Here is a 23458-nt window from a genome sequence, read left to right as displayed (position 1 = left end):
GGTCACGCCCAAAATACTCAACACAATTAATTTAAATATATTATGAAATTTTTTATTGATACAGCTAATTTAGCGCAAATTAAAGAAGCACAAGCATTAGGTGTTTTAGATGGTGTAACAACTAATCCGTCATTGATGGCAAAAGAAGGTATTACCGGGAAAAACAACATTTTGAAGCATTATGTTGACATCTGTAATCTTGTAGAAGGTGATGTAAGTGCTGAAGTAAATGCGTTGGATTATGACGGAATGATCAAAGAAGGTGAAGAATTAGCTGAATTGCACGACCAAATCGTAGTGAAATTACCTATGACAAAAGAAGGTGTAATGGCTGCAAAATATTTTTCGGATAAAGGAATTAAAACAAACGTAACACTTGTGTTTTCTGCCGGACAAGCTTTATTGGCTGCAAAAGCAGGTGCGACATATGTTTCTCCTTTTATTGGTCGTTTAGATGATATTTCTACAGATGGTTTGAATTTAATCGAAGAGATTAGATTAATTTATGATAATTACGGATACGAAACTCAAATTTTAGCAGCTTCTGTACGTCATACAATGCATATTGTCAACTGTGCTAAAATTGGTGCAGATGTTATGACAGGTCCACTTTCTGCAATTGCAGGATTATTGAAACACCCGTTAACAGATATTGGTTTAGCTCAGTTTGTTGCTGATTTCGAAAAAGGAAATAAGTAATACGATTTAAACATTACATAGAATCGCCATCTTTCTTGTGAAAGGTGGCGATTTTTTTTATATTTTTATTCTTAAAAATAACCTACATATGAAAAAAGTACTAGTAATGTTTTTGTTTTTAGTAGCTGGTTTGCAGGTAAATGCACAAGCGAGGGTTTTGAAATCAGTAAATGAGGCGGGTGATGTCGCCACTTTTGAATTAGACTGTACGGTAAAGTTTCAGACACTCGCAAAAGGGCTGAGATATAATATTACACGCCACGAGTTCAAAGGTCCAGAGATGAAAAATTCGTACCGCTTATTGTTGGTAATGGATGGTTTTTATTCTAAAACTTTGAATAAAGAAATGACAATTTCAGCTGTTTTAAATGATGGAACTGTAATTGAGGCAAGAAAGACAATTGAAGATGATGGATTCTTTGATGGTGCCTGTACACTAAAAATTAAAGATCCTAAAGCGCTTTTAGAAGCTAATATAGCTAAAATTATTGTTCATGCTGATAAAGATGTGGTTTATACATTATCAGAGCAAAATAAGGCGATTTTTAAAAAGAATCTGAGTAACATCATGACGGAAAAATAGAATACAATTGACTGCGTATTAAGCTAAAAAAAATCCCAAATCTCAATTAGTAAAAATTGAAATTTGGGATTTTTTTATGTTTTATTTTTATGTTTTAATGACCTCCGCCGCCACCTTCAACGTGATTGATTCCTTGTCTTTTTAAAATTTTAGGACAGTAGTATCCGTAGAATCCTAAGTATGCAAAACCAATTAATGGAACGATATAAGAGAAATGTGTCCACGTGATTCCGAAAATACCTTCTGGACTTGTTAGATCAATATCACAAATACTTCCCTGAACTAAAGGAATAACCCCTCCTCCAAGAATCATCATAATTAAAAATGAAGAGGCTTTTCCAGTGTTTTTTCCTAAACCTGCAATGGCTAAATCGAAGATAGAAGGCCACATGATAGATAAGAATAAACCTCCAGAAATAAAGAAGAATTTTGCAATAGAAGGATCTGGACAAACCAAGCCAATCAACATCATTAATACACCTGATATGCCAAAAAGCATTAAAGTTTTTCCGGCATTTTTACCCCCCACAAAACTTACAGCGATAAATAGCAAGATCCAAATTGGATAGATGTAAAATGAAGAAACATCATGTCCGGCAAAAATATTAGCACCAATAATTACTCCAAAAGCTATAGCAGGAACGATGAATTTAAGGGCAGTATTTACAAGGTTTGATGTGTTGAAAACGTTTACTCCACCATTCCAACGGCCAATCATTAAACTTCCCCAATAAAGGGCAATAAATGGTGCAATGGCATCTTCTAAAACGTTACCAAATTCAGCAGTATGCAACAAAGCTGGTAAGTTACTGATGATAGTTACCTCAGTTCCAACATAGATAAAGATACCTAACATTCCCAAATATAGTTGTGGGTAATCTAAAATGTTGAATTTTTCGTGTGCTACTTTAACTACTTCTTCCTCCTCTTTTGCAGGATCTTCAATTTTAGAGAAGTTCATGAAAATAGCTACTAATATAAAAGCAAGACCTAAGATGATAAATGGTAATTTGATATCTTCTAATGAAAGTGAAGTTTTCTTGTCATCTCCCATCCCAAATAAGGCGATCCCTAATAAGATAGCTCCAATAGTTGTTCCAAAAGAGTTAATACCTCCTGCTAACGTTAAACGGTGCGCTCCTGTTGCAGGGCTTCCCATTTTAATCGCTAAAGGATTGGCTACAATTTGTTGAATTGAAAATCCTAAACCAACAGTAAATAAAGCTGTTAAGAAAAAAGGAAAACTTTCCATTGTAGCGGCTGGAATGAATAAAAATGAACCTACTGCAGAAAGAATCAAACCTGCTGAAAGTGTTTTTTTATATCCAAACTTTTGTAAAACATCTACTTTTAAAGAAACTAAAAAGAAGATTATCGATCCTACAAAGTAAGAAACGTAGAAAGCCCATGCAACTAGCTGTGATTGGACCTGAGATAAAGTAAATACTTTTTTAAATACCGGAATTAAGATATCGTTGGCAGATCCAACAAAACCCCAAAAGAAGAAGACGATTATCAATGAGATAAATTGCCCCCATTTGGTTTGCACATTTTCTGAACTCATAATTGTAATAAGGTTAATTTTTAATTTATTGTTTTTTGAAGACCGTAAATATATTTGTTAAGTATATCAAAAAAAAATAAAAAGGCACAAATAATGTTAAATTTAAACCAACAACATCATTTTTTCAACAATGTGTTAATTTTTACCGTGTTAGAAAATGAGAAATGAAATGATATTTATTCCAGAATTTTAGTTTTTACATCTTTACTGTAGTTTCTTCCAATCGGAATAGTATAAGATTGTATCTGGACACGGTTTCCTTCAATAGATTTAACTTTGTTTAGTGCAATAACGTAGGATTTGTGGATGCGAAGAAAGCGATCTGCAGGCAATTCTTCAGACAATGAAGTTAAGGATTTATGGGTAATATAGGTTTTATCGGGAGTAACAACTTTTATATATTCCTTCATTCCCTCAATGAATAAAATCTCCTCAATATTAATTTTCATCATCTTTTTATCAACCTTAATAAAAATATGAGAATCACCTTTTGTGGTTTCTACTTTAATATTGTTTTTTAGATTAAATTCGGTTGTAATTTTATTAATACACTTTATAAATCTTGGAAGCGGAATAGGTTTTACTAAATAGTCTAAAACATCAAGATCATAACTTTCAGCGGCGAATTCCCTGAAAGCAGTTGTAATAATTACTTTGGTTTTGTTTTCAATGAGACTAATTAATTCAAATCCTGTCATCATTGGCATATTGATATCCAAAAAGACAGCATCAACAGGTGTACCGTTTATAAAGTCAAGCGCTTCTAAAGAATTATTGAAAGTAGCGATAACTTCAAAATCAGTAAAATTACTGAAATAATTTTGCAAGACTTTGATAGCTAATGGCTCATCATCAACCAACACGCATTTAATCTTCATTTTGAATAGGTATTTGCAAACGGATTATATAGTAATTTAATTTTGTTACTTGTTTTAAACTGAAATTATTTTTATAAATTAATTTCAACCTCTTTTTAGTATTGGTTAATCCAATTCCTCCTTTTGAGTTAAGATTTTGTGAAATTACAAAATTATTTAGGATTTCAAAATCTAACATTTTATTGTCAATAACTTTACAATTAATCTTAATTTTTAAGTTTCTGTTGTTTAACCCACCGTGTTTAAAGGCATTTTCGACCAGCGAAATAAAAATTAACGGAGGTACTACAATGTCTTCAATATTCGATTCTAAATTGATTGTAACTTCTACATTTTCAAAACGTAACTTTTCAATTTCGACATAATTTTGAATATAATCGATTTCTTTAATTAATGGAACAAATTTGGTTCCTTTTACATCATACAAAACATACTCCATCAAATTCGATAATTTAATAATTACATCGGGAACCTTGTCTGAAGATTCCAGAGATAAAGCATATAAATTATTTAGAGTGTTAAAAAAGAAATGGGGTTGAATCTGATTTTCAAGATATTTTAATTTGATCTTAAACTGATTCTCGCGTAAAGATCTGTTTCTTTCTCGCTCCCTTAACCAGGTCAGAGTTAGATAAACAGAAGAGGCCATTGCTAAAACATATAACTCACCAATACAAACCGCTACAATATGATTGATTTCGAAAGGATGATATTCACGATTAGCTTCAGGCCAGATATTTTCGGATATAATATAATAGGTAAGTGCCGTTTTAAGTAAATAAATTCCAAATAAACTCAATAGTAAAGAAAATGTATAAGTGATATACTTCTGTTTCAGTACATAACGAGGGACTAAAACAAAGAGATTAAAATATACTAAAGGAATGTGTAATGAGAACTCAACTAAGTTTGATTTGAATGAATAGGGGTAATCATTAAAGTAAGCGCCCCATCGTAAAAAGTTTAAAGTAAAGTAGCTCCCCCAAAACCAGAAGTGATTTTGAAGTTTTATGTCAAAGTTTAATTTTTGAATTTCGTTCAATTTAATTGCTAAGGTATTAACTCTTTTTTAACTATTCTTAAATATAGTGCAACTTTAAACAATTAGTTGGTAAAACGCAATTCTTTTAAAGAAAAAAACAATAAAAACTTAAAAAGGCGTAATATTTTCATAGGAAAACGTTTTCGGAAAACGCATTATTGATTGTTTTATGTCGTTTGTTTAAAAAATAAAGCTGTTTGTATAATTTATTTTTTTTAACAATACCTTAAGAATAATTTTACCTCATAACTAACAAAATAAATAAACATGAAAAAAATTTTCTTAATCTTTATGATTGTTTTTACGGCGCAAGTTTCGCTTGCTCAGGTAAAAAATGTTAAAGGTGTGATTACAGATTCTGATGGAATGCCGTTACCTGGTGCATCCGTTGCTGTGCAAGGAGGTCAAAAAGGTACGACTACCGATTTTGATGGATTGTATACAATTGAAGCGCAAAAAGGACAAACATTGGTTTTTAGCTATGTTGGTCAAGAGTCACAAAGTGTAGTTGTAGGAGATAATACTACAATTAATGTGAAGATGAATCAAGCTACTTCAAATGCATTAAGCGAAGTTGTTGTAACTTCGTTAGGTATCAAGAAAACTAGAAAATCTTTGACTTATGCAGCTCAAGAGCTTAAAGGAGAAGAGTTGACACGTGTAAAAGATGCCAACCTTATTAACACTGTTGCAGGTAAAATTGCAGGTGTTGCTGTAACAAAAGCTGCATCAGGATCAGGAGGTTCTACAAAAGTTGTAATTCGTGGTAATTCATCTTTCGTAAATAACCAGCCTTTATATGTAATTGATGGTATTCCTTTGTACAATCAAGGTAGTGGGCAACCAAATGGAACTTTTGGAGATTTAGCGGGAGGTAACCGTGATGGTGGTGATGTTGTCTCATTAATTAATCCTGATGATTATGATGGAATGACTGTACTTAAAGGTGCTGCAGCTTCTGTATTATATGGTAGCCAAGGAGCTAATGGTGTAATCTTGCTTACATCTAAAAAAGGAAAAGCTGGAGTTGAGTCATTCAATGTAAACTCTGTTACTACATTTGATAGTGCAGCTTACTTGCCAGAATTCCAATCAGATTATACTTCTAATGCTGGAGATCCAAGAAGCTGGGGTGCTAAACAAAAAGTTGAAGGAGATATCAAAGATTTCTTTAACACAGGAACAACCCAAATTACTTCTATGGCATTCTCAAAAGCTACTGAAGGAAACTCAACTAGTTTAACCTATGCTAATACAAATGCTTCAGGAATTGTTCCTGGAAATCATTTAAAGAAAAACAACTTCGGAGTTCGTCAAACTGGTAAATTTTTCAATGACAAGTTAAGTGTTTCAGTAACTGGGAATTATGTTGCTCAAACAATTAACAACAGACCAACAAATGGTTTATACTTCAATCCAATTGCTGGTGTTTTTTCTCATCCAAGAGCTTTCAGTTTGAATGATTTAAAAACGTATGAGGTTTTTGATCCAGTTAGAAATATGATGGTTCAAAATTACCCAGGTTTTGCTACAGTAAGCGAAAACAATGAAAATCCATATTGGCAGATTAACAAACAAAAGTCGGTTGATACAAACAATTTCTTTAACGGAGCTATTGCTTTAGATTATAAAATTGCTGAATGGTTTCATTTGACTTCAAGATATAGCTATAACAGAAGTGAAAGTAACTTCCAAAAAGAAATGTATGCTACTTCTGCAACTTCATTGGTTCACCCAACAGGAAGATACATTAATGCTAATTTGATTGGAACTCAAAATTATGCTGATATTTTAGCTTTATTTAATACAAAAATTAATGATAACTTTTCATTCAATGGTACAGTTGGAGCAAGTATTAATAATTCTAAAACTACTGGTTTGACTGTTGATTCAGGAATTGGTGGAGGTTTAAATTATGCTAACATCTTTACTTTAGGTAACTTTGTTAGTAATAATGGTAACGTACAATCAGGTGCTGAAAGAGAAGTACAATCTCTATTTGCTGCTACAACTTTTGGATACAAAGATTATTTGTTCTTAGATCTTGCTGCAAGAAATGACTGGTCGTCTACTTTGGTTAATACAGATGATCCAAGTTTCTTTTATCCATCTGTAGGTCTTACAGGTATCCTTAGTGATATGTTTACAATGCCAGAAGTTATCAGCTTTGGAAAAGTTCGCGCTACTTATGCGCAAGTTGGTAATGATATTTCTGCATTCATTACAAGCCCTACTGCCACTATCGTTGCAGGAAGTATTGTAAATCCACCTGTTGGACCAATGCCAGGAACTACACTAAAACCCGAATTAAAATCAGAGGTTGAGTTAGGTACAGAATGGAGAATGTTTAATAATAGATTAGGATTTGAACTTTCTTACTATGATTCAAAAACTAAAAATCAATTTCTTCAAGTTGCTGCTCCTTCTACAAACCCTAATGGTTATACCAATTATGCAATTAATGCGGGTAGTATTTCTAATAAAGGTTTTGAGGTTGTATTATATGCTGATGTTGTTAAAGGCGAAAAATTCAATTGGGAATCTAGAATTAATTACTCACAAAATAAGAGTAGAGTAAACGATATTCCTTCAGCAGAAGGCTCAAATGGAAGAATTGTTATTACTGATCCAGGATCTAACAGTTACAGATACTCATTAATTGAAGGAAGGCCTTTTGGAGTAATTGAAGGTAAAAATCTTAAAAAAGATGATCAAGGACGAATCTTGATTAATGATGACAATACAATCCAAAGAACAGATTGGGAAGAAGTTGGTAATGCAAATCCTGATTTTATGTTAGGTTTCTCTAATACATTCAAATTGGGATCATTTACAGCAAATATCTTACTTGATGGACGTTTTGGAGGTGAAGTTTTAAGCTTAACTCAAGCTATCAATGATTACAATGGTGTTTCTAAAGCAACTGGTGATGCAAGAAATGCTGGTGGAGTAAAAATCAATGGTGTAAAAGCAAGCGATGGTTCTGCAGTAACTTCTATGGATGCTTTAAATTATTACAGCACAGTAGGAGGTAGAAATGGAGCTTCAGGTGAGTATGTTTATGATGCTACTAATGTAAGTGTAAGAGAAGTTTCTATTGGTTATACTTTCAAAAAAGACAAATTGCCATTTGTACAGTCAGCTAGTATATCTTTAATTGCTAGAAACTTATTCTTCATATATAAAGATGCACCATTCGATCCAAACGTTGCTTTAAGCACAGGTGAAGGTTTACAAGGTGTTGATGTGTTCGGTTTGCCTTCAACAAGAAGTATTGGTCTTAATTTAAACTTAACATTCTAATCTTACAATCATGACAATAAATAAATTTAAAAGAACAGCAATATGCTTCTCTTTACTTGCAGCGTTCAGTTGTACAGATAATTTTGAGGAGATCAACACTAACCCTGAAGGGGCTAGTACAGCACAATTAGAACAAGATTTTAATAATATTAAAAGTTTGTTTAAACCAGCATTTAGTAGATTATACATTTCTGATATCACTTGGCAGTATCAATTACAGCAGAGTTTGCAGGCAGATGCATGGTCTGGTTATATGATTACTCCAGTTCCTTTTGGAAATGAAAACAACTATGATTATGCCTTAAATCCAGGATGGAATGGTTTTGCTTGGGATACAGCTTATGTTGATCTTATTGCAAATCTTTTCAAAGTTGAACAAAGAGCTAAAGGTAAATATGACCAATTTTATGCATGGTCGTTGATTATCAAAGTGGCACAAATGCAAAGAATTACTGATATGTACGGTCCTGCTGTGTACTCTAAATATGGTGCAGAGGGAACAGTTACTTATGATTCTCAAAAAGATATTTATAGTCAAATGTTTAAAGATTTAGATTTTGCAGTTGCCGAATTGACAAAAAGAATCAACGCAAACGAAACTTCAACTTTTACAGGGACAGATCTATCTCTTTACAACGGAAATTATACACAATGGGTTAAGTATGCTAACTCACTTCGTTTAAGAATGGCTATGCGTATTGTTAAAGCTGATCCTGCATTAGCAAAAACTGAAGCAGAAAAAGCGGTAAGTAATTCAATTGGTGTTTTCAAAGTAAATGCTGATGTCATGAAAGTTAAATCTCCTGTAGATCTTAACGTAATTGACGTAATGAGCCATGTTTGGGTTGGTTTAGCTATGGGTGCTGACATGCAGTCAATTTTAGAAGGTTATGGAGATCCACGTCTTGCTAAATACTGGAATACTTCAGATCAAGTTCCTGGTGAATATGCTTCAGTAAGAACAGGTGTAACTTATCCTTCAGGAACAACTTATGCAAAATTCTCGCAAACTGGTCCAAGAACTAAAACTGGTGAAGTTACATGGATGTCAACTGCCGAAGTTTATTTCTTAAGAGCAGAAGGTGCTTTAAGAGGATGGAACATGGGCGGAACTGGTAAAGATTTGTACGAGGCGGGTATAAAAGCATCTTTTGATCAAAATGGTGTTGAAGGTGCGGCTGCTTATGCTGCAGATAATACTAAAAAAGCAGCTGATTATGTAGATCCATTATTCCCAGCTAATAATACTCCTGCGGTTTCTAAAGTTACAGTGGCGTGGGGTGCTGATAATGAAACTAATCTTGAAAAAATCATAACTCAAAAATGGATTGCTACTTATCCTGACGGACAAGAAGCTTGGTCTGAGTTTAGAAGAACAGGTTATCCAAAATTATTCAGAATCGCAAACAACAAAAGCGGCGGAATTATCAGTACTGAATTAGGTGTAAGAAGATTGCCTTTTGCACAGTCTGAAGCAGCAAACAATCCAAAAGGAGTTGAATCTGGTGTTGCTGTTTTAGGCGGACCTGATAACGGAGCTACCAGACTTTGGTGGGATGTTAACAAAGGAAACTTCTAAAACATAAAGATTAAAAGAATTTAAGTTTGGTTGGTAAATGGTATAAACAGCGAAAGTTGTTTATACCATTTCAAAAACCAAAATTGTAAATACAAAAAAAGAAAAAAATGAAAAGTGCTTTAGAAATCAAACCTGATATTAGCTATAAAAGTGCAGGAAAATTTGAAGAAACTCGATTTGAAAAAATTCATAATGAGATCTTTAAAAGTTCTGCAGAAGCTTCAGTAATTGTGGCGCAGGAAATCGCTCAGTTAATCAGATCTAAACAAGAAAAGAATAAATCTTGTGTATTGGGTTTAGCAACAGGTTCTTCTCCTATAAAAGTATATGAGGAATTAGTTAGAATGCATAGAGAAGAAGGACTAAGTTTTAGCAACGTAATCACTTTTAATCTGGATGAATATTATCCAATGACAAAAGAAAATAATCAGAGCTATCACTATTTCATGCATCAGCATCTTTTTAATCACATCGATATCAAGCCTGAAAATGTAAATATTCCTGATGGTACTGTAGCTATTGATGAATTAAATCAATACTGTATCGATTATGAAATGAATATTAAAAGTGCTGGAGGTCTTGATTTTCAGTTATTAGGTATCGGACGTACAGGTCACGTAGGTTTCAATGAGCCAGGATCGCATATTAACTCTGGTACAAGAATTATTACACTTGATCACATAACAAGAGTAGATGCTTCATCTGACTTTAATGGTATTGATAACGTTCCGAAAAGAGCTATTACCATGGGAGTTTCTACGATCATGAGATCTAAAAGAATTGTATTAATGGCTTGGGGACAAAACAAAGCCGATATCATCAAGAGAACTATTCAGGGAGATATAAGCTCAGAAGTTCCTGCAACATTTTTACAAAACCACCCAAATGCAACGTTCGTTTTAGACCAGTCTGCAGCCGTAGAATTAACACGTTTTAAAACGCCTTGGTTAGTTGGAGAATGCATCTGGACACAAGAATTAAAAAGCAAAGCGATTGTTTGGTTATGCCAAAAAACAAAACAATCTATTTTAAAATTAACAGACAGAGATTACAACAATAATGGAATGTCTGATCTTTTGGCACAGGAAGGTTCTGCTTATGATTTGAATATCAATATGTTCAACGTTTTGCAGCATACCATCACGGGATGGCCGGGAGGAAAACCTAATACAGACGATTCTCATCGTCCGGAAAGAGCCAATCCTGCAAAAAAACGAGTGATTCTTTTTAGCCCACATCCAGACGATGATGTGATTTCTATGGGAGGAACTTTTTCAAAATTGATAAAACAAGGACATGATGTACATGTAGTATATCAAACCTCTGGAAATATTGCAGTTACTGATGATGAAGCATTAAAATTTGCTGAAGTTGCCAAAGATTTTATTGGCGAAGCAGGTAGTGGAATAAACTTTAAATCGGTAATTGAATTCTTAAATAACAAATCGGAAAATCAAATTGATTCTTTGGAGGTTCGAAAATTAAAAGGACTTATAAGAAGAAGGGAATCTTATGCAGCGACAAGATACATCGGATTAAAAGATGAAAACACACATTTCCTGGATCTTCCATTTTATGAAACGGGGCAAGTAAAGAAAAATCCGTTGGGTCCGGAAGATATTGCAATTGTTAAAGAAATTATCGCTAAAATAAAACCACATCAGGTATTTGCTGCAGGTGATTTGGCTGATCCACACGGAACACATGAAGTTTGTCTTAATGCCATTTTTGCGGCAATGAAAGAACTGAAACCCGAAAAATATATGGATGACTGTTGGTTATGGTTGTACAGAGGTGCGTGGCACGAATGGGATATTCATGAAATTGATATGGCTGTTCCCCTTTCTCCATCAGAAGTATTATTAAAGCGCCATGCCATTTTATACCACCAATCTCAGAAAGACAGGGTAATGTTTCAAGGAAACGATTCTCGAGAATTTTGGGTTAGGGCAGAAGACCGTAATAAAAACACTGCAATTCTATATGATGAATTAGGTTTGGCAGAATACGAAGCAATCGAAGCATTCAAACGTTTTGATTACTAAAATTAGTTTAAGATTCGAATAGCGAATCAAATTTCAAAATTCAGATTGATTTTATAGCGAAAGTGAGGTTCAATAGAGGTCATTCTGAGTTTTGTTTCTTTTATCTATTATTAATGTTATTTCCGGATAGCATCTTTCAAACACAATAAAATGAAATATTTATTAGTCCTACTATTAGCGGGTTTAACTTCTAGTGCTCAAATTCAGAAAGAGCAGCTAAATCTTATGCCTTGGCCTCAAAGTGTTGTTTTAAACGATGGTAACTTTACTTTAACTAAAAATTTTAAGGTAAACGTTACAGGTAATCCGAATCCAAGAATTTTTGGTGGTGTGACACGTTTTTTACGACGATTAGATGGTAGAGCCGGTATTTTTTTCGAGCAGGGTTTTATTACAAAGTTAAATGAAGTTCCAACGGCAGAACTTCAGGTTAACTGTACTAAGAGTGGAAAAATTGGTTTGTATGAAGATGAAAGTTATCATTTAGACATCAAACAAAATAAAATTACAATAAATGCAACAAGCGATTTAGGAGCTTTACATGGTCTTGAAACGTTATTGCAAATGTTGCAGAATAATAATACCTCATTTTATTTTCCAAACGCACAAATTTCTGATTTTCCAAGGTTTACCTGGAGAGGTTTAATGATTGATGCTTCAAGGCATTTTCAGCCGGTAGATGTTATCAAAAGAAATATCGATGGATTGGCCGCAATGAAAATGAATGTTTTTCACTGGCATTTGGTTGATGATCAGGGTTGGAGAATCGAAATGAAAAAGCATCCGAAACTGATTGAATTAGCTTCAGATGGAATGTATTACACACAAGAGGAAATTAAAAATATCGTAAAATACGCTGATGAGCGTGGTATTTTAATTGTTCCGGAAATAGATGTTCCTGGTCACGGATCTGCAATACTTACAGCTTACCCGGAAATTGGTAGCAAAGTGATTACGCTGACTGGTGGAACTTCAGAAAAAAATATTCAGGGAACCGCTATTGCGACCTATGGAATTGAAAGAAATGCTGGTATTTTTTCGCCAACTTTAGATCCTTCAAATCCTAAAACGTATCAATTATTAAGTGAACTTTTTGATGAGGTTTGTCCATTGTTTCCAGGAGCTTATTTTCATATTGGTGGAGATGAGAATGAAGGGAAAGACTGGGATGCAAATCCAAAAATTCAAGCGTTCAAAAAGAAAAATAACCTAACTACCAATCACGAATTGCAAACTTATTTTACCATGCAATTAGTACCAATGCTTAAAAAGCATGGAAAACAATTAATGGGTTGGGAAGAAATTTTGACTAAAAATATGTCAAAAGAAGCTATCATCCATTCCTGGAGAGGACCTAATGAAGGTGTTGTTGCAGGTCAATCATTGGTTGATGCAGTAAAAAAAGGGTACAAAACGGTATTGTCAAACGGATTTTATATTGATTTAATGTATCCGGTTGAAAGTCATTATTTGAATGATCCAATGCCAAAGGGAGCTGATTTATCAACAGAAGAGAAAGCAAGAATTTTAGGAGGAGAAGCAACAATGTGGACAGAGCTGGCATCATCTACGACCCTCGATTCTAGAGTTTGGCCAAGAACGGCTGCAATTGCAGAAAGACTTTGGTCAGCAGAAAATATTACAGATGTTGAAAATATGCGTAAACGTCTTGATGTAGTTTCGTTTCGACTGGAAGAATTAGGATTGACGCATATTCGAAATAAAGAAGTAATCTTAAGAAACGTTGCAAACAATCAAAATACAAAAGCATTAGATGAATTTACAAATGTTTGCGAACCTCTAAAAGGATATAAACGTAATAAAGGCGGAACCGAATATCAAATGTATTCTCCGTTAACATTATTTGCAGATGCTTGTACACCAGATGCTAAAGACTCTTTAGCTTTTGACGCCGCAGTTGCTCAGTATTTGGCAAATAAAACACCAGAGAATAAGGCTAAAGTTACCGCATTTTTCAATAAATGGATTGCAATGAATAAAGGATTAATAGAGCTGAGTTCCACTGCACCGTTAGTACAGCCAATTTTGCCTTTGTCTAAAAAGTTAACTGATGCATCGCAGGAATTGCTACTTGTTCTGGATAATAAATCAACATTAAAAAGTGATGATTTGAAAAATTTAATAGAACAATGTAATAGCAAAGATTACGCAGATGTTGAGCTATCAGTATATGAAAGTCTTAAAAAATTAATTTAAAGTTTGGTTTGAATTAGTACGTTGTAGTTAGCATTATTTAGTAATTATTTATCTCTACCGGAATTTCTGGTAGAGATATTTATAAGCTGATGAAAGCAATTTCAATTTTTTCAAATTATACAGGTCAATAAAAATCTTAAAATAACCATTAAACGAGTAATAACATTTAAAACCAAATAAGAGAATAAAACAAAACATGACAAAAAAATAGAATTTCAGATTGATGAATCCCCAAGTTTATCTTCTTGTATTTAATACTAATTTTTAAAAAATTATATCTAAATATCAATCAATACTATTGGCTAATGATTATGGTAGAATCGGTAATAGTAATATTTATTTATAGAAGTAATATGAATTAATCCACCTGACTGCAATCTCTCCAAATTGCAGTTAGCTGAAACTCCGGTTATTGTTTTTTTATGTGCTGCGTTTTGGCATATATCATATGGTAACCGGAATATTTATTTTCTATTAACCAATATTTATTAATTATGAAACATTATTACAGATTGCTTTTTTTGTTACTGTTTCCCTTACTAGCGTTAGCTCAACCAGCTCACGGAAAAAAGGTAGTAGGGTATTATGCGCAATGGTCTATCTATGCCCGGGATTTCAATATTCCGAAGATTGACGGAAGTAAATTGACGCATTTGAATTATTCTTTTTATGGGACAACTTATGATCCTGCCCATCCGGAGAATACAAAGTTATTATGTTTGGATTCGTATGCTGATTTTGAGCATATGGAAGGCGGAATTCCTTGGGATGCGCCTGTAAAAGGAAACTTTTATGATTTGATGAAACTCAAACAAAAGTATCCGCACTTAAAAATTTTAATTTCTGTTGGAGGATGGACCAAAGGACAGGATCTTTCTCCAATTGCAGCAAGTCCTGTTGCAAGAGCAGCTTTGGCCGCTGACATGGCAAACTTCATTGTCACTTATCCTTTTATTGATGGATTTGACATTGACTGGGAATATCCGCTTTCAGGAGGAACAGACGGTACTGAAGTTCTTAATGGTGCTCCAGTGCCTCCCCAAAAGTACAGCCCGGACGACAACAAAAATTTAGTGTATTTATTGAAAGCAATGCGTCAGGCAATGCCAAATAAATTGGTTACCATCGCAGCCGGAAATAATGTTCGAAATGTTGCCAAACAATATTTAGGGCCAAACACCAGAGCGCAATACGGAATGACAGAAGACATTTCTACTTATTGTGATTATATTACTTATTTTGGATATGATTTTGGAGGAAACTGGTTTGATAAAACCTGTTACAATGCTCCTTTGTATTCAAGTGGAAATTCAAATGATCCATTATACAATGCAACTCAATCTGAATCATTAGATGAATTGACAAATCAATATTTGAATGTGGTTGGTTTTCCTGCGAACAAATTAATCATGGGATTGCCTTTCTACGGGAAAAAATTCGACAATGTTGCGAATAATGGAACCAATCCAAACTTACCCGGATTATTCGTTTCTGCACCGAGATATATTGTTTCAGGATGTACAAATCCGCAAAATCCTGTTGGAACATGGGATGGACCTGCTGCCTGCGAAAAGTCGGGAAGTATTGAAATCTGTGATTTAGTTGGAAATCCGGTTACGAATTCACATCCTTATTTAGATCCAAACACCATGTTAGTTACGCCAACTGCAGCAGCTGCAGGATGGGTACGATATTTTGACAATACAACCAAAGTTCCTTATTTATACAATGCTACTTTAAAACAGTTTATCTCTTATGAAGATAAACAATCAATGGATTTAAAAGTGCAGTATATTAAATCGAGAAACCTTGCGGGAGGTATGGTTTGGGAATTATCTCAGGATACCAGAGGTTCTGTTTCAAATGCATTATTAAATCAGGTTGATACTTCTTTTGGGAGTATTATTCCAGGAACGGTTACTATTGCAGGTTCTGTAAAAAACGGATCAGCTTTAGTACCAGATGTAACAGTAGAATTGCGTGATGCAAGTAATGCCGTTTTACAAACAGTTGTTTCTACAGCAGGAAATTTTACATTCAATAATTTACCTTCTGGACAGACTTATAAATTAACAGCTTTAAAAGCGACGTATACTTTTACACCGGTAACTTTAACGAATGTTACAGTGAACCAAACAGCTGTGGTTATTAATGGAACTCAACCTTTGTACACCGTTAGCGGAACTGTTCTTGACGGAGCAACCCCAGTAGCAGGAGTTACTGTTACAGCAACTTCCGGAGCTACAGTTCTAACTGCGGTTTCAAATGCAAGTGGTGTTTACAGTGTTGCAGGCTTAACTGCGGGACTTAGTTTTACAGTTACGGCAGCAAAAACAGGATTTTCTTATACGCCAACTTCGACAGTTTATAATGCAATCGATGCCAATAAAACATTGAATTTTGTTCAGGGTGCACCCATTGTGTATTATACAGTAAGCGGAACTATTTTGAATAATACAACGCCAGTTTCAGGAGTTACAGTTACGGCAACTTCAACAGGAGGAACTTTCACTGCAACTACAAACGCAAGTGGAGTATATTCAATCGCTAATTTGCCATCAGGTGGAAATTATACAGTAACGGCTGCTTTGGCAGGACAAACGTATACGCCAGCTTCAACAGTGTATACTAATTTAACGGCCAATAAAACATTGAATTTTTCTCAGGATGTTATTGTAGTTGGTGCCAGTAAAATTAGTGGAACAGTTAAAAACGGAACCGCTGTAGTATCTGGTGCAAAAGTCGAATTGATTTTGCCTTGGACAGATAATACACATCCATATGTAAGTAAAATAGCTGTAACAGATTCTCAGGGAAAATACAGTTTTGATAATGCTATTTTAAATGGATATACAACCGTATCAAGTTTAAAATTAAATACGTGGGAAAACGGAGAAGTTGTTTATTTACCAAACAATTTAGCAAACTTCCCTGTTCCTGCAAATCCAACGGTTTACGATTTTAATACAGGTGTTGTTACGCCAGTATATTATACCGTAAGCGGAACAGTTCTTAATGGTTCAACTCCCGTTTCAGGTGCTACGATTTCAGCTGTGACAGGAACAACAACTTTAACAGCGACTTCAGATGCTTCTGGAAATTACAGTGTGGCTAATTTGGTTTCAGGATCAAATTATACCGTAACTATTGCTAAAACGGGATTGACATTTACTCCGGCTTCCACGGTTTATAATGCAATTAGCTCTAATAAAACATTGAATTTTACTCAATCAATTGTTACCCCGGTTTATTATACCGTTAGTGGAACAGTTTTAAATGGAGCAACTCCGGTTTCCGGTGCTACAATTTCTGCAGTTACAGGAACGACTACTTTAACAGCAACTTCTGATGCTTCTGGAAATTATAGCGTAGCTAATTTGGTTTCAGGATCAAATTACACTGTAACTATTGCAAAAACGGGATTAACATTCACGCCGGCATCAACAGTTTATAGCGCGATCAGTTCTAATAAAACGTTGAATTTTACACAAGTTGCAAATCCGGTTTATTACACTGTTAGCGGAACAACTAAAAACGGGACTACAGCAGTTTCAGGAGTAATCGTTTCTGCGACTTCAGGAACGACAACTTTAACAGCAACTTCTGATGCTTCAGGGAATTATAGCGTTGCCAATTTAGTTGCAGGTTCAGATTATACAGTAACAGCTGCTAAAACAGGTTTAAGTTTTAGTCCGGCTTCAACAGTTTATACTTCAATTAATGCCAATAAAATATTGAACTTCACGCAAAATGTTACCAGCGGTAATTTAATCAGCGGAACTGTAAAAAGCGGTTCAACTCCTGTTGCAGGTGCTAAAGTAGAATTAATTTTACCTTGGACAGACAGCACGCACGGTTATGCAAGTTATATTGCAACGACTGATGCTTCAGGAAATTTTAGCTATGCTAATTCAATTTTATCTGGATATTCAATTATTACAAGTTTAAAATTGAATGCCTGGGAAAACAATAGTATTGTTTATTCTCCTACGAATTTGGCCAATTTTGCTGTGCCGACAACACCTCAGGTTTATAATTTCAATTCAAATTCGGTTGCGCCTCAGGTTACAATTACAAGTCCTTCATTGGCAACTGTGGCAATTGCTCCGGGAACAGCAATTCAGTTAAAAGCAAATGCAAGTTTAACTTTTGCAGATCCAACGGTAACAATTTCTTCAGTTGTGTTTAATATCAACGGACAAAATATTACCGGAACGCTTTCTACAGGAACAGAATATGTAGCAAGTTGGACACCAGTTGCGGCCGATTTCAATAAAAACTATACTTTAAAAGCAACGGCGACAGCTTCAAATAGTATTACAGCAGAAAATACAAAAGCATTTTATTTACAATGTTCAGGAACTTCTTGTCCAAATACATTACCAGAAATTGCGTGGGTAACACCGGCAGCAACTTCTATTAATCAGGCATCAGGATTTCAGGCTGTTCCGGTTAGTGTAAATGTTACAGATGCTGATGGAACAATTTCTTCAGTTTCAATAAGTATTGACGGAACTTCTTTTGCAATGACAAAAGGAACAGGAAATGGTTATAACTACACTTTTACACCAAATGCATTCAAAACGTATGCAATTGTGGTGACTGCTACAGATAATGCTGGTGGAGTAAAAACATTCAACCAGTCTGTAAGTATTATCAGTTCCTCTTTCAATCCGTTACCGGCAAAAGTTATTGTGGGTTATGCTCATGGATGGGATAATGCCAGCGCGCCATTCTTATACTTCAACCAAATAGGAGATAAGAAATTTAATGTGGTTGTTTATTCGTTTATCGAAACTTTAAACAGAGATGGTTACACGCCAATTTTGGTTGTAAACGAACCGAGATACATGACAAATGGTGTTTTCAATCCGCAGTTATTAAAGAATGATATTAAATTCCTGAGAGATAAAGGAATTCCTGTTATTGTTTCTATCGGAGGACAAAATGGTCACGTAGAATTGCAAACAGTTGCTCAGAAAAACACTTTCGTAAACGGATTAAAAGCAATTGTAGATCAATATAATTTTGACGGGGTTGATATCGATTTTGAAGGCGGATCAATGAATTTTGGAGCGGGAGCTTTAAAAGATTTCTCTTATTCAGCGATTTCAGCATATCCAAAATTGAAAAATATTGTAGACGCTTTCAAAGAATTAAAAGCAAGTTACGGAAGCGGATTTATACTAACATCGGCACCAGAAACATTTTACGTTCAGGTTGGATATTCAGTATATTCAGATGGAGCAGGATCCTTCTTACCAGTAATTCACAACTTGCGTAACGAACTGGATTTATTAATGGTGCAATTATACAATACAGGATCTATAACAGCTTTAGATAATGTAGCGTATTCACAAGCAACACCAGACTTTTTAGTTTCAATGTCAGATATGTTAATGAAAGGATTCAATGTGGCTTCTACAGGTTTCTATTTCCCGCCATTACCAGCTTCTAAAGTAGTGATCGCGATTCCGGCTTGTGCGCCTGCAGCGCCTGCGGGAGGTTATTTAACTCCGGAAAAAGGAATTCAGGCATTCAATTATTTGAGATACGGAACTACTTTCTCAGGAAGAGCTTATACCTTAAAAGGTGGTCCTTATCCAGACATGAGAGGAGTAATGACATGGTCAATCAACTGGGATGCTTCATGCGGAACAGGTTACGAATTCTCAAATGCTTATGCAGCCTATTTTGCATCAGCAGGAAAAACATTGGTCCTTGATAAAATTGAAGCAAAAGGAAGCACTATCGCTTATTTTAAAAATGACGCTTTATCGGTTACAAACGATTCTGAAGATATTGCTCAGGTAGATGTATTTAATACGATCGGACAATTATTAGTAAGCAATAAAAACATTCAAAACAATAAAGAAGTTCTGCTTCAAAATCAAAGTTTCTCAACGAAACAATTGTTTTTAGTTGTCGTAACAGACAAAGCAGGAAACAGAAAATCATTCAAAGTAATGAACTTTTTAAACTAGTTACGATGAATAGAAATTTAGAAATAAAAAATTGGGACAGTTAAAATTGAGTTTGGTTATTTATTTTTTAATCTGGTTTTTATTTCAAATAAATGCGACGAATTTAAGTGATTTGTTATTTGGTTTTCACTTAGAGGAGCGTATTATAGACCCGGCAATTTATTGCCGGGTTTTTTTATGGCCTAAAATGTGAGATATAAAATGTAAAATGAGTTGGATTTTTATAAGGAGCTGTTTCCTGCTATCCGCTTGTATCTTTTATGGTGAACCCCACCATAAAAGGATACCGCTTCTATCAGGGCTAAAGGAGTTGTTTTCAAAAGAAGTTTTGTTTGACAAAGTAATCACAATCCTGTAGTGAACTTTGTGTAATGCCTTGCGTCCTTTGCGGTCAAATCAGCGCAATCTAAATAAAAAAATAGTTATTTTTGAATCCCAATTACTCGATTAAAATCTCATGCAAAAATCAATCAGCCTAATAATAGCATTCCTGATATTCACCATTTGTTCAGCTCAAAATAAATTCGGAAATCCCGAAGTCGATCCCATTCAAATTCAGAAAAACTTTAGTGAGTGGTCACTATATCAAAGCAAGAATATTATGCTTTCCAGAGATTTTGTGGCGCTTGATCTTCTTTCAAAAGAAATATCGAAAGAAACTTTTCTAAATGAATTGACCAACGGAAATTTTATCCCAATCCGATTAAAATCAGATGATTCAATTTATTATTATAAACTGTTTAAAATTGACCCCAATTCCGATTCGAGTATAAAAGCGACCATCAATCAAATAGGTTTTGATGCGCTTAAAAACTATAAAATGGAAGGGACCCCTTTTCCTAAATTTTCATTTAAAGATTTAAATGGAAATGAAGTTTCAAACGAAATCATGAAAGGAAAAATCATTGTGATAAAATGCTGGTACATTCACTGTACACCTTGTATAAGAGAATTTCCACAAGTAAACCGTTTAGTAGAAGAATACAAAGATAGAAAAGACATTCTGTTTGTAAGCTTAGCCGAAGATAATCCAGAACAATTAAAAGCATTTTTAGCGAGAAAACCATTGTCCTATGCTGTGATTCCAGAAATGAAAATTTACATGAATGAAACACTGGATTTGAATGCTTTTCCAACACATTTCATATTGAATAAAGAAGGTTTAATCGCGAAAGTATTGCCCAATTTTGAAAGTCTTGAAGTCGCTTTGGCGAAAGAAAGCGAATTGAAGTCGAATTAATCTCGCAAAGGCGCAAAGTTTTTATTTTGATTGCTATTTAAGTTTGGCTACTAACGAGCTTATTTGACTTAGTCTTTCAGTTTTTTACCTTTAAAATTTATTTCTCTGCGCCTTTGCGTCTTTGCGAGAGATTTTTTTAACAGCATAAAAACTTAGAGCCTTAGCACCTTTGCAACTTAGCACCTTTTTCCGTACTTTTGCACAAAATTAATTAAAAAGACATTCATGTTAACAGTCAATAATTTATCAGTTCAATTTGGCAAACGAATTTTGTTTGACGAAGTAAATACAACTTTCACTCACGGAAATATTTACGGCGTTATTGGAGCCAATGGTGCTGGAAAATCTACTTTTCTTAAAATCATTTCGGGCGATATCGACCCAACTTCTGGCCACATTCATTTAGAACCGGGAAAACGTATGTCGGTTTTAAACCAAAATCACAACATGTTCGACGAGCATACGGTTTTGGAAACCGTTTTGATGGGAAATAAAGTATTGTACGCTGTTAAAAAAGAAATGGATGAACTTTACTTAGACTACAACGACAAAAACGCGGACAGAATTGGAGAGCTTCAGGTTCAGTTCGAAGAAATGAACGGCTGGAATGCTGATTCTGATGCGGCTGCGATGTTGTCTAACTTAGGAATCAACGAAGAGCACCATTATACTTTAATGGGCGATTTAGAGGGAAAAATTAAAGTACGTGTGCTTTTGGCGCAGGCCCTTTTTGGAAACCCGGATTTGCTTATTATGGATGAGCCTACCAACGATTTGGATTTCGAGACAATCGCCTGGTTAGAAAACTTCTTAGCAAATTATGAAAATACTGTAATCGTAGTATCTCACGACCGTCACTTTTTAGATGCGGTTTGTACACATATTTCTGATATTGATTTTGGAAAAATCAATCACTATTCAGGAAACTATACTTTCTGGTACGAGTCTAGCCAATTAGCGGCGAAACAACGTGCTCAACAAAACAAAAAAGCAGAAGAGAAGAAACAAGAGCTGGAAGAATTTATTCGTCGTTTTAGTGCGAACGTTGCAAAATCTAAGCAAGCAACTTCTCGTAAAAAAATGATTTCTAAATTGAATATTTCTGAAATCAAACCTTCTAGCCGTCGTTATCCAGCGATCATTTTTGATCAGGATCGTGAAGCAGGAGACCAGATTTTGAATGTTGAAGGTTTAGCAGCTTCTGTAGAAGGAGATCTTTTGTTTAAAGATGTAGATTTGAATATGGCAAAAGGCGACAAAATCGTTCTTTTTTCTAAAGATTCACGTGCTACAACAGCTTTCTACGAAATTTTGAACAATCAACAAAAGGCAGATGCCGGAACTTTTGATTGGGGAATTACAACAAACCAGGCTTATTTACCAGCTGAAAATCATTCTTTCTTTGAAAATGATTTAACTTTGGTAGATTGGTTACGTCAATACGCAAAAACAGAAGAAGAGCGCGATGAGGTTTTCATTAGAGGTTTCTTAGGGAAAATGATTTTCTCTGGAGAAGAAGCTTTAAAAACAAGCCGTGTATTATCAGGAGGAGAAAAAGTACGTTGTATGTTGTCCAGAATGATGATGGAGCGCGCTAATATCTTAATGCTTGATGAACCAACAAATCACTTAGATTTGGAATCTATTACAGCTTTCAACAACTCATTGAAAAACTTTAAAGGTTCAGTAATTTTCACAACGCATGACCACGAATTTGCACAAACTGTAGGTAATAGAGTTGTGGAGTTAACACCAAACGGAGCAATCGACCGTTACATGACGTTTGACGAATATCTTGATGATGAAAAAATTCAGGAATTAAGAAAGAAAATGTACAATCTTTAGTATATAAAGTACAATATTAAAAATCCCAAATTCCAATTAAAAGTGGTATTTGGGATTTTTTTATGTTTTTATTTTCTGAAAACCTTGGCAAAGATCCAGATAATGATCGCAACAATAAAGATTACGATAAATATCCCGAATCCCATTCCGGCTTGAAAAATATCTCCAACTAGTTCGCAACTTGTAAATGAAAATAGTATTACGAATACCATTAACAAACGTGTAATGTTCTTTTGCATGATTTTGCTGTTTTAAATGTTTTAAAAAGAATTTAGTATTCTAATTATCGTTAGAATAAAATTACTTTAAACAGCGAAAAAATGTTTTATATAATTTGATTGAAAAGTTCTATGATTTGGTGATTTGTTTTAAAGTAATGAAAAGAAAATGTTATAGCGATTCAAAATTGATAGCTCCAGCGGAGCATAAGATTTGTAGCTAATTAAATATTTGTAATTGAGAAAAGACCCGGAGAACAT

The 23458-nt window shown here is 34.4% G+C and carries 13 protein-coding genes; 9 read left to right on the top strand and 4 right to left on the bottom strand.

What is annotated here, in order from left to right; translation table 11 throughout:
• The first annotated feature begins 42 nt into the window (after window positions 1–42).
• Both fsa and BUA98_RS10150 read left to right on the top strand, forming a co-directional pair.
• Window positions 43–699, top strand: a complete 657-nt coding sequence (fsa, locus tag BUA98_RS10155; RefSeq protein WP_029273133.1) for a fructose-6-phosphate aldolase — start codon at window positions 43–45, stop codon at window positions 697–699.
• 88 nt (window positions 700–787) lie between these two features.
• Entirely contained in the window at window positions 788–1282 is a 495-nt protein-coding gene (locus tag BUA98_RS10150; protein ID WP_072972012.1) for a hypothetical protein, read from the top strand.
• Window positions 1283–1376: 94 nt separating this feature from the next.
• Here BUA98_RS10150 and BUA98_RS10145 read toward each other — a convergent pair whose 3' ends face one another.
• The 3 genes from BUA98_RS10145 to BUA98_RS10135 all read right to left on the bottom strand — a co-directional run bounded on the left by BUA98_RS10145 (window position 1377) and on the right by BUA98_RS10135 (window position 4766).
• On the bottom strand, window positions 1377–2846 hold the full coding sequence (locus BUA98_RS10145; protein ID WP_072972009.1) for an MFS transporter: 1470 nt from the start codon (window positions 2844–2846) through the stop codon (window positions 1377–1379).
• Between the two features lie 176 nt (window positions 2847–3022).
• Window positions 3023–3724, bottom strand: coding sequence for a LytR/AlgR family response regulator transcription factor (locus BUA98_RS10140; RefSeq protein ID WP_072972006.1), 702 nt, complete (start codon window positions 3722–3724; stop codon window positions 3023–3025).
• Window positions 3714–4766, bottom strand: a complete 1053-nt coding sequence (locus BUA98_RS10135) for a sensor histidine kinase (RefSeq protein ID WP_072972000.1) — start codon at window positions 4764–4766, stop codon at window positions 3714–3716. Before BUA98_RS10135 ends, BUA98_RS10140 begins: the two co-directional genes overlap by 11 nt.
• A 267-nt stretch (window positions 4767–5033) precedes the next feature.
• On the opposite strand from BUA98_RS10135, the gene BUA98_RS10130 reads away from it, so the two are divergent.
• The 7 genes from BUA98_RS10130 to BUA98_RS10095 all read left to right on the top strand — a co-directional run bounded on the left by BUA98_RS10130 (window position 5034) and on the right by BUA98_RS10095 (window position 22979).
• Window positions 5034–8069, top strand: coding sequence for a SusC/RagA family TonB-linked outer membrane protein (locus BUA98_RS10130; protein ID WP_072971998.1), 3036 nt, complete (start codon window positions 5034–5036; stop codon window positions 8067–8069).
• 10 nt (window positions 8070–8079) lie between these two features.
• Window positions 8080–9648 (top strand): RagB/SusD family nutrient uptake outer membrane protein, encoded by a 1569-nt coding sequence (locus tag BUA98_RS10125; protein ID WP_072971995.1) that lies wholly within the window; start codon window positions 8080–8082, stop codon window positions 9646–9648.
• 107 nt (window positions 9649–9755) lie between these two features.
• Complete coding sequence (gene nagB / locus BUA98_RS10120) at window positions 9756–11693, top strand: glucosamine-6-phosphate deaminase (protein WP_072971992.1); 1938 nt, start codon at window positions 9756–9758, stop codon at window positions 11691–11693.
• Window positions 11694–11843: 150 nt separating this feature from the next.
• Window positions 11844–13910 carry a beta-N-acetylhexosaminidase gene (locus BUA98_RS10115; RefSeq protein ID WP_072971988.1) on the top strand — a complete coding sequence of 689 codons (2067 nt, stop codon included), beginning with the start codon at window positions 11844–11846 and terminating at the stop codon, window positions 13908–13910.
• 494 nt (window positions 13911–14404) lie between these two features.
• Window positions 14405–19894 (top strand): glycosyl hydrolase family 18 protein, encoded by a 5490-nt coding sequence (locus BUA98_RS22180; protein WP_086065247.1) that lies wholly within the window; start codon window positions 14405–14407, stop codon window positions 19892–19894.
• Between the two features lie 457 nt (window positions 19895–20351).
• Window positions 20352–21134 carry a TlpA family protein disulfide reductase gene (locus BUA98_RS10100; RefSeq protein ID WP_072971986.1) on the top strand — a complete coding sequence of 261 codons (783 nt, stop codon included), beginning with the start codon at window positions 20352–20354 and terminating at the stop codon, window positions 21132–21134.
• Between the two features lie 225 nt (window positions 21135–21359).
• Window positions 21360–22979, top strand: a complete 1620-nt coding sequence (locus BUA98_RS10095; protein WP_072971983.1) for an ABC-F family ATP-binding cassette domain-containing protein — start codon at window positions 21360–21362, stop codon at window positions 22977–22979.
• 68 nt (window positions 22980–23047) lie between these two features.
• On the opposite strand, the gene BUA98_RS22475 is transcribed toward BUA98_RS10095, so the two are convergent.
• Window positions 23048–23218, bottom strand: a complete 171-nt coding sequence (locus tag BUA98_RS22475; protein ID WP_167547715.1) for a hypothetical protein — start codon at window positions 23216–23218, stop codon at window positions 23048–23050.
• Window positions 23219–23458 lie beyond the last annotated feature (240 nt).

This window comes from Flavobacterium saccharophilum (assembly GCF_900142735.1).
GTDB lineage: Bacteria > Bacteroidota > Bacteroidia > Flavobacteriales > Flavobacteriaceae > Flavobacterium > Flavobacterium saccharophilum.
Note: the sequence above shows the minus strand (reverse complement) of the source record. Positions and strands in the feature narration are given on the sequence as shown.

Excerpts from the sequence above, each read along its gene's own strand:
- fsa (WP_029273133.1), top strand. The coding sequence starts at position 43 with ATGAAATTTTTTATTGATACAGCTAATTTAGCGCAAATTAAAGAAGCA.
- BUA98_RS10150 (WP_072972012.1), top strand. The coding sequence starts at position 788 with ATGAAAAAAGTACTAGTAATGTTTTTGTTTTTAGTAGCTGGTTTGCAG.
- BUA98_RS10145 (WP_072972009.1), bottom strand. The coding sequence starts at position 2,846 with ATGAGTTCAGAAAATGTGCAAACCAAATGGGGGCAATTTATCTCATTG.
- BUA98_RS10140 (WP_072972006.1), bottom strand. The coding sequence starts at position 3,724 with ATGAAGATTAAATGCGTGTTGGTTGATGATGAGCCATTAGCTATCAAA.
- BUA98_RS10130 (WP_072971998.1), top strand. The coding sequence starts at position 5,034 with ATGAAAAAAATTTTCTTAATCTTTATGATTGTTTTTACGGCGCAAGTT.
- BUA98_RS10125 (WP_072971995.1), top strand. The coding sequence starts at position 8,080 with ATGACAATAAATAAATTTAAAAGAACAGCAATATGCTTCTCTTTACTT.
- nagB (WP_072971992.1), top strand. The coding sequence starts at position 9,756 with ATGAAAAGTGCTTTAGAAATCAAACCTGATATTAGCTATAAAAGTGCA.
- BUA98_RS10115 (WP_072971988.1), top strand. The coding sequence starts at position 11,844 with ATGAAATATTTATTAGTCCTACTATTAGCGGGTTTAACTTCTAGTGCT.
- BUA98_RS22180 (WP_086065247.1), top strand. The coding sequence starts at position 14,405 with ATGAAACATTATTACAGATTGCTTTTTTTGTTACTGTTTCCCTTACTA.
- BUA98_RS10100 (WP_072971986.1), top strand. The coding sequence starts at position 20,352 with ATGCAAAAATCAATCAGCCTAATAATAGCATTCCTGATATTCACCATT.
- BUA98_RS10095 (WP_072971983.1), top strand. The coding sequence starts at position 21,360 with ATGTTAACAGTCAATAATTTATCAGTTCAATTTGGCAAACGAATTTTG.
- BUA98_RS22475 (WP_167547715.1), bottom strand. The coding sequence starts at position 23,218 with ATGCAAAAGAACATTACACGTTTGTTAATGGTATTCGTAATACTATTT.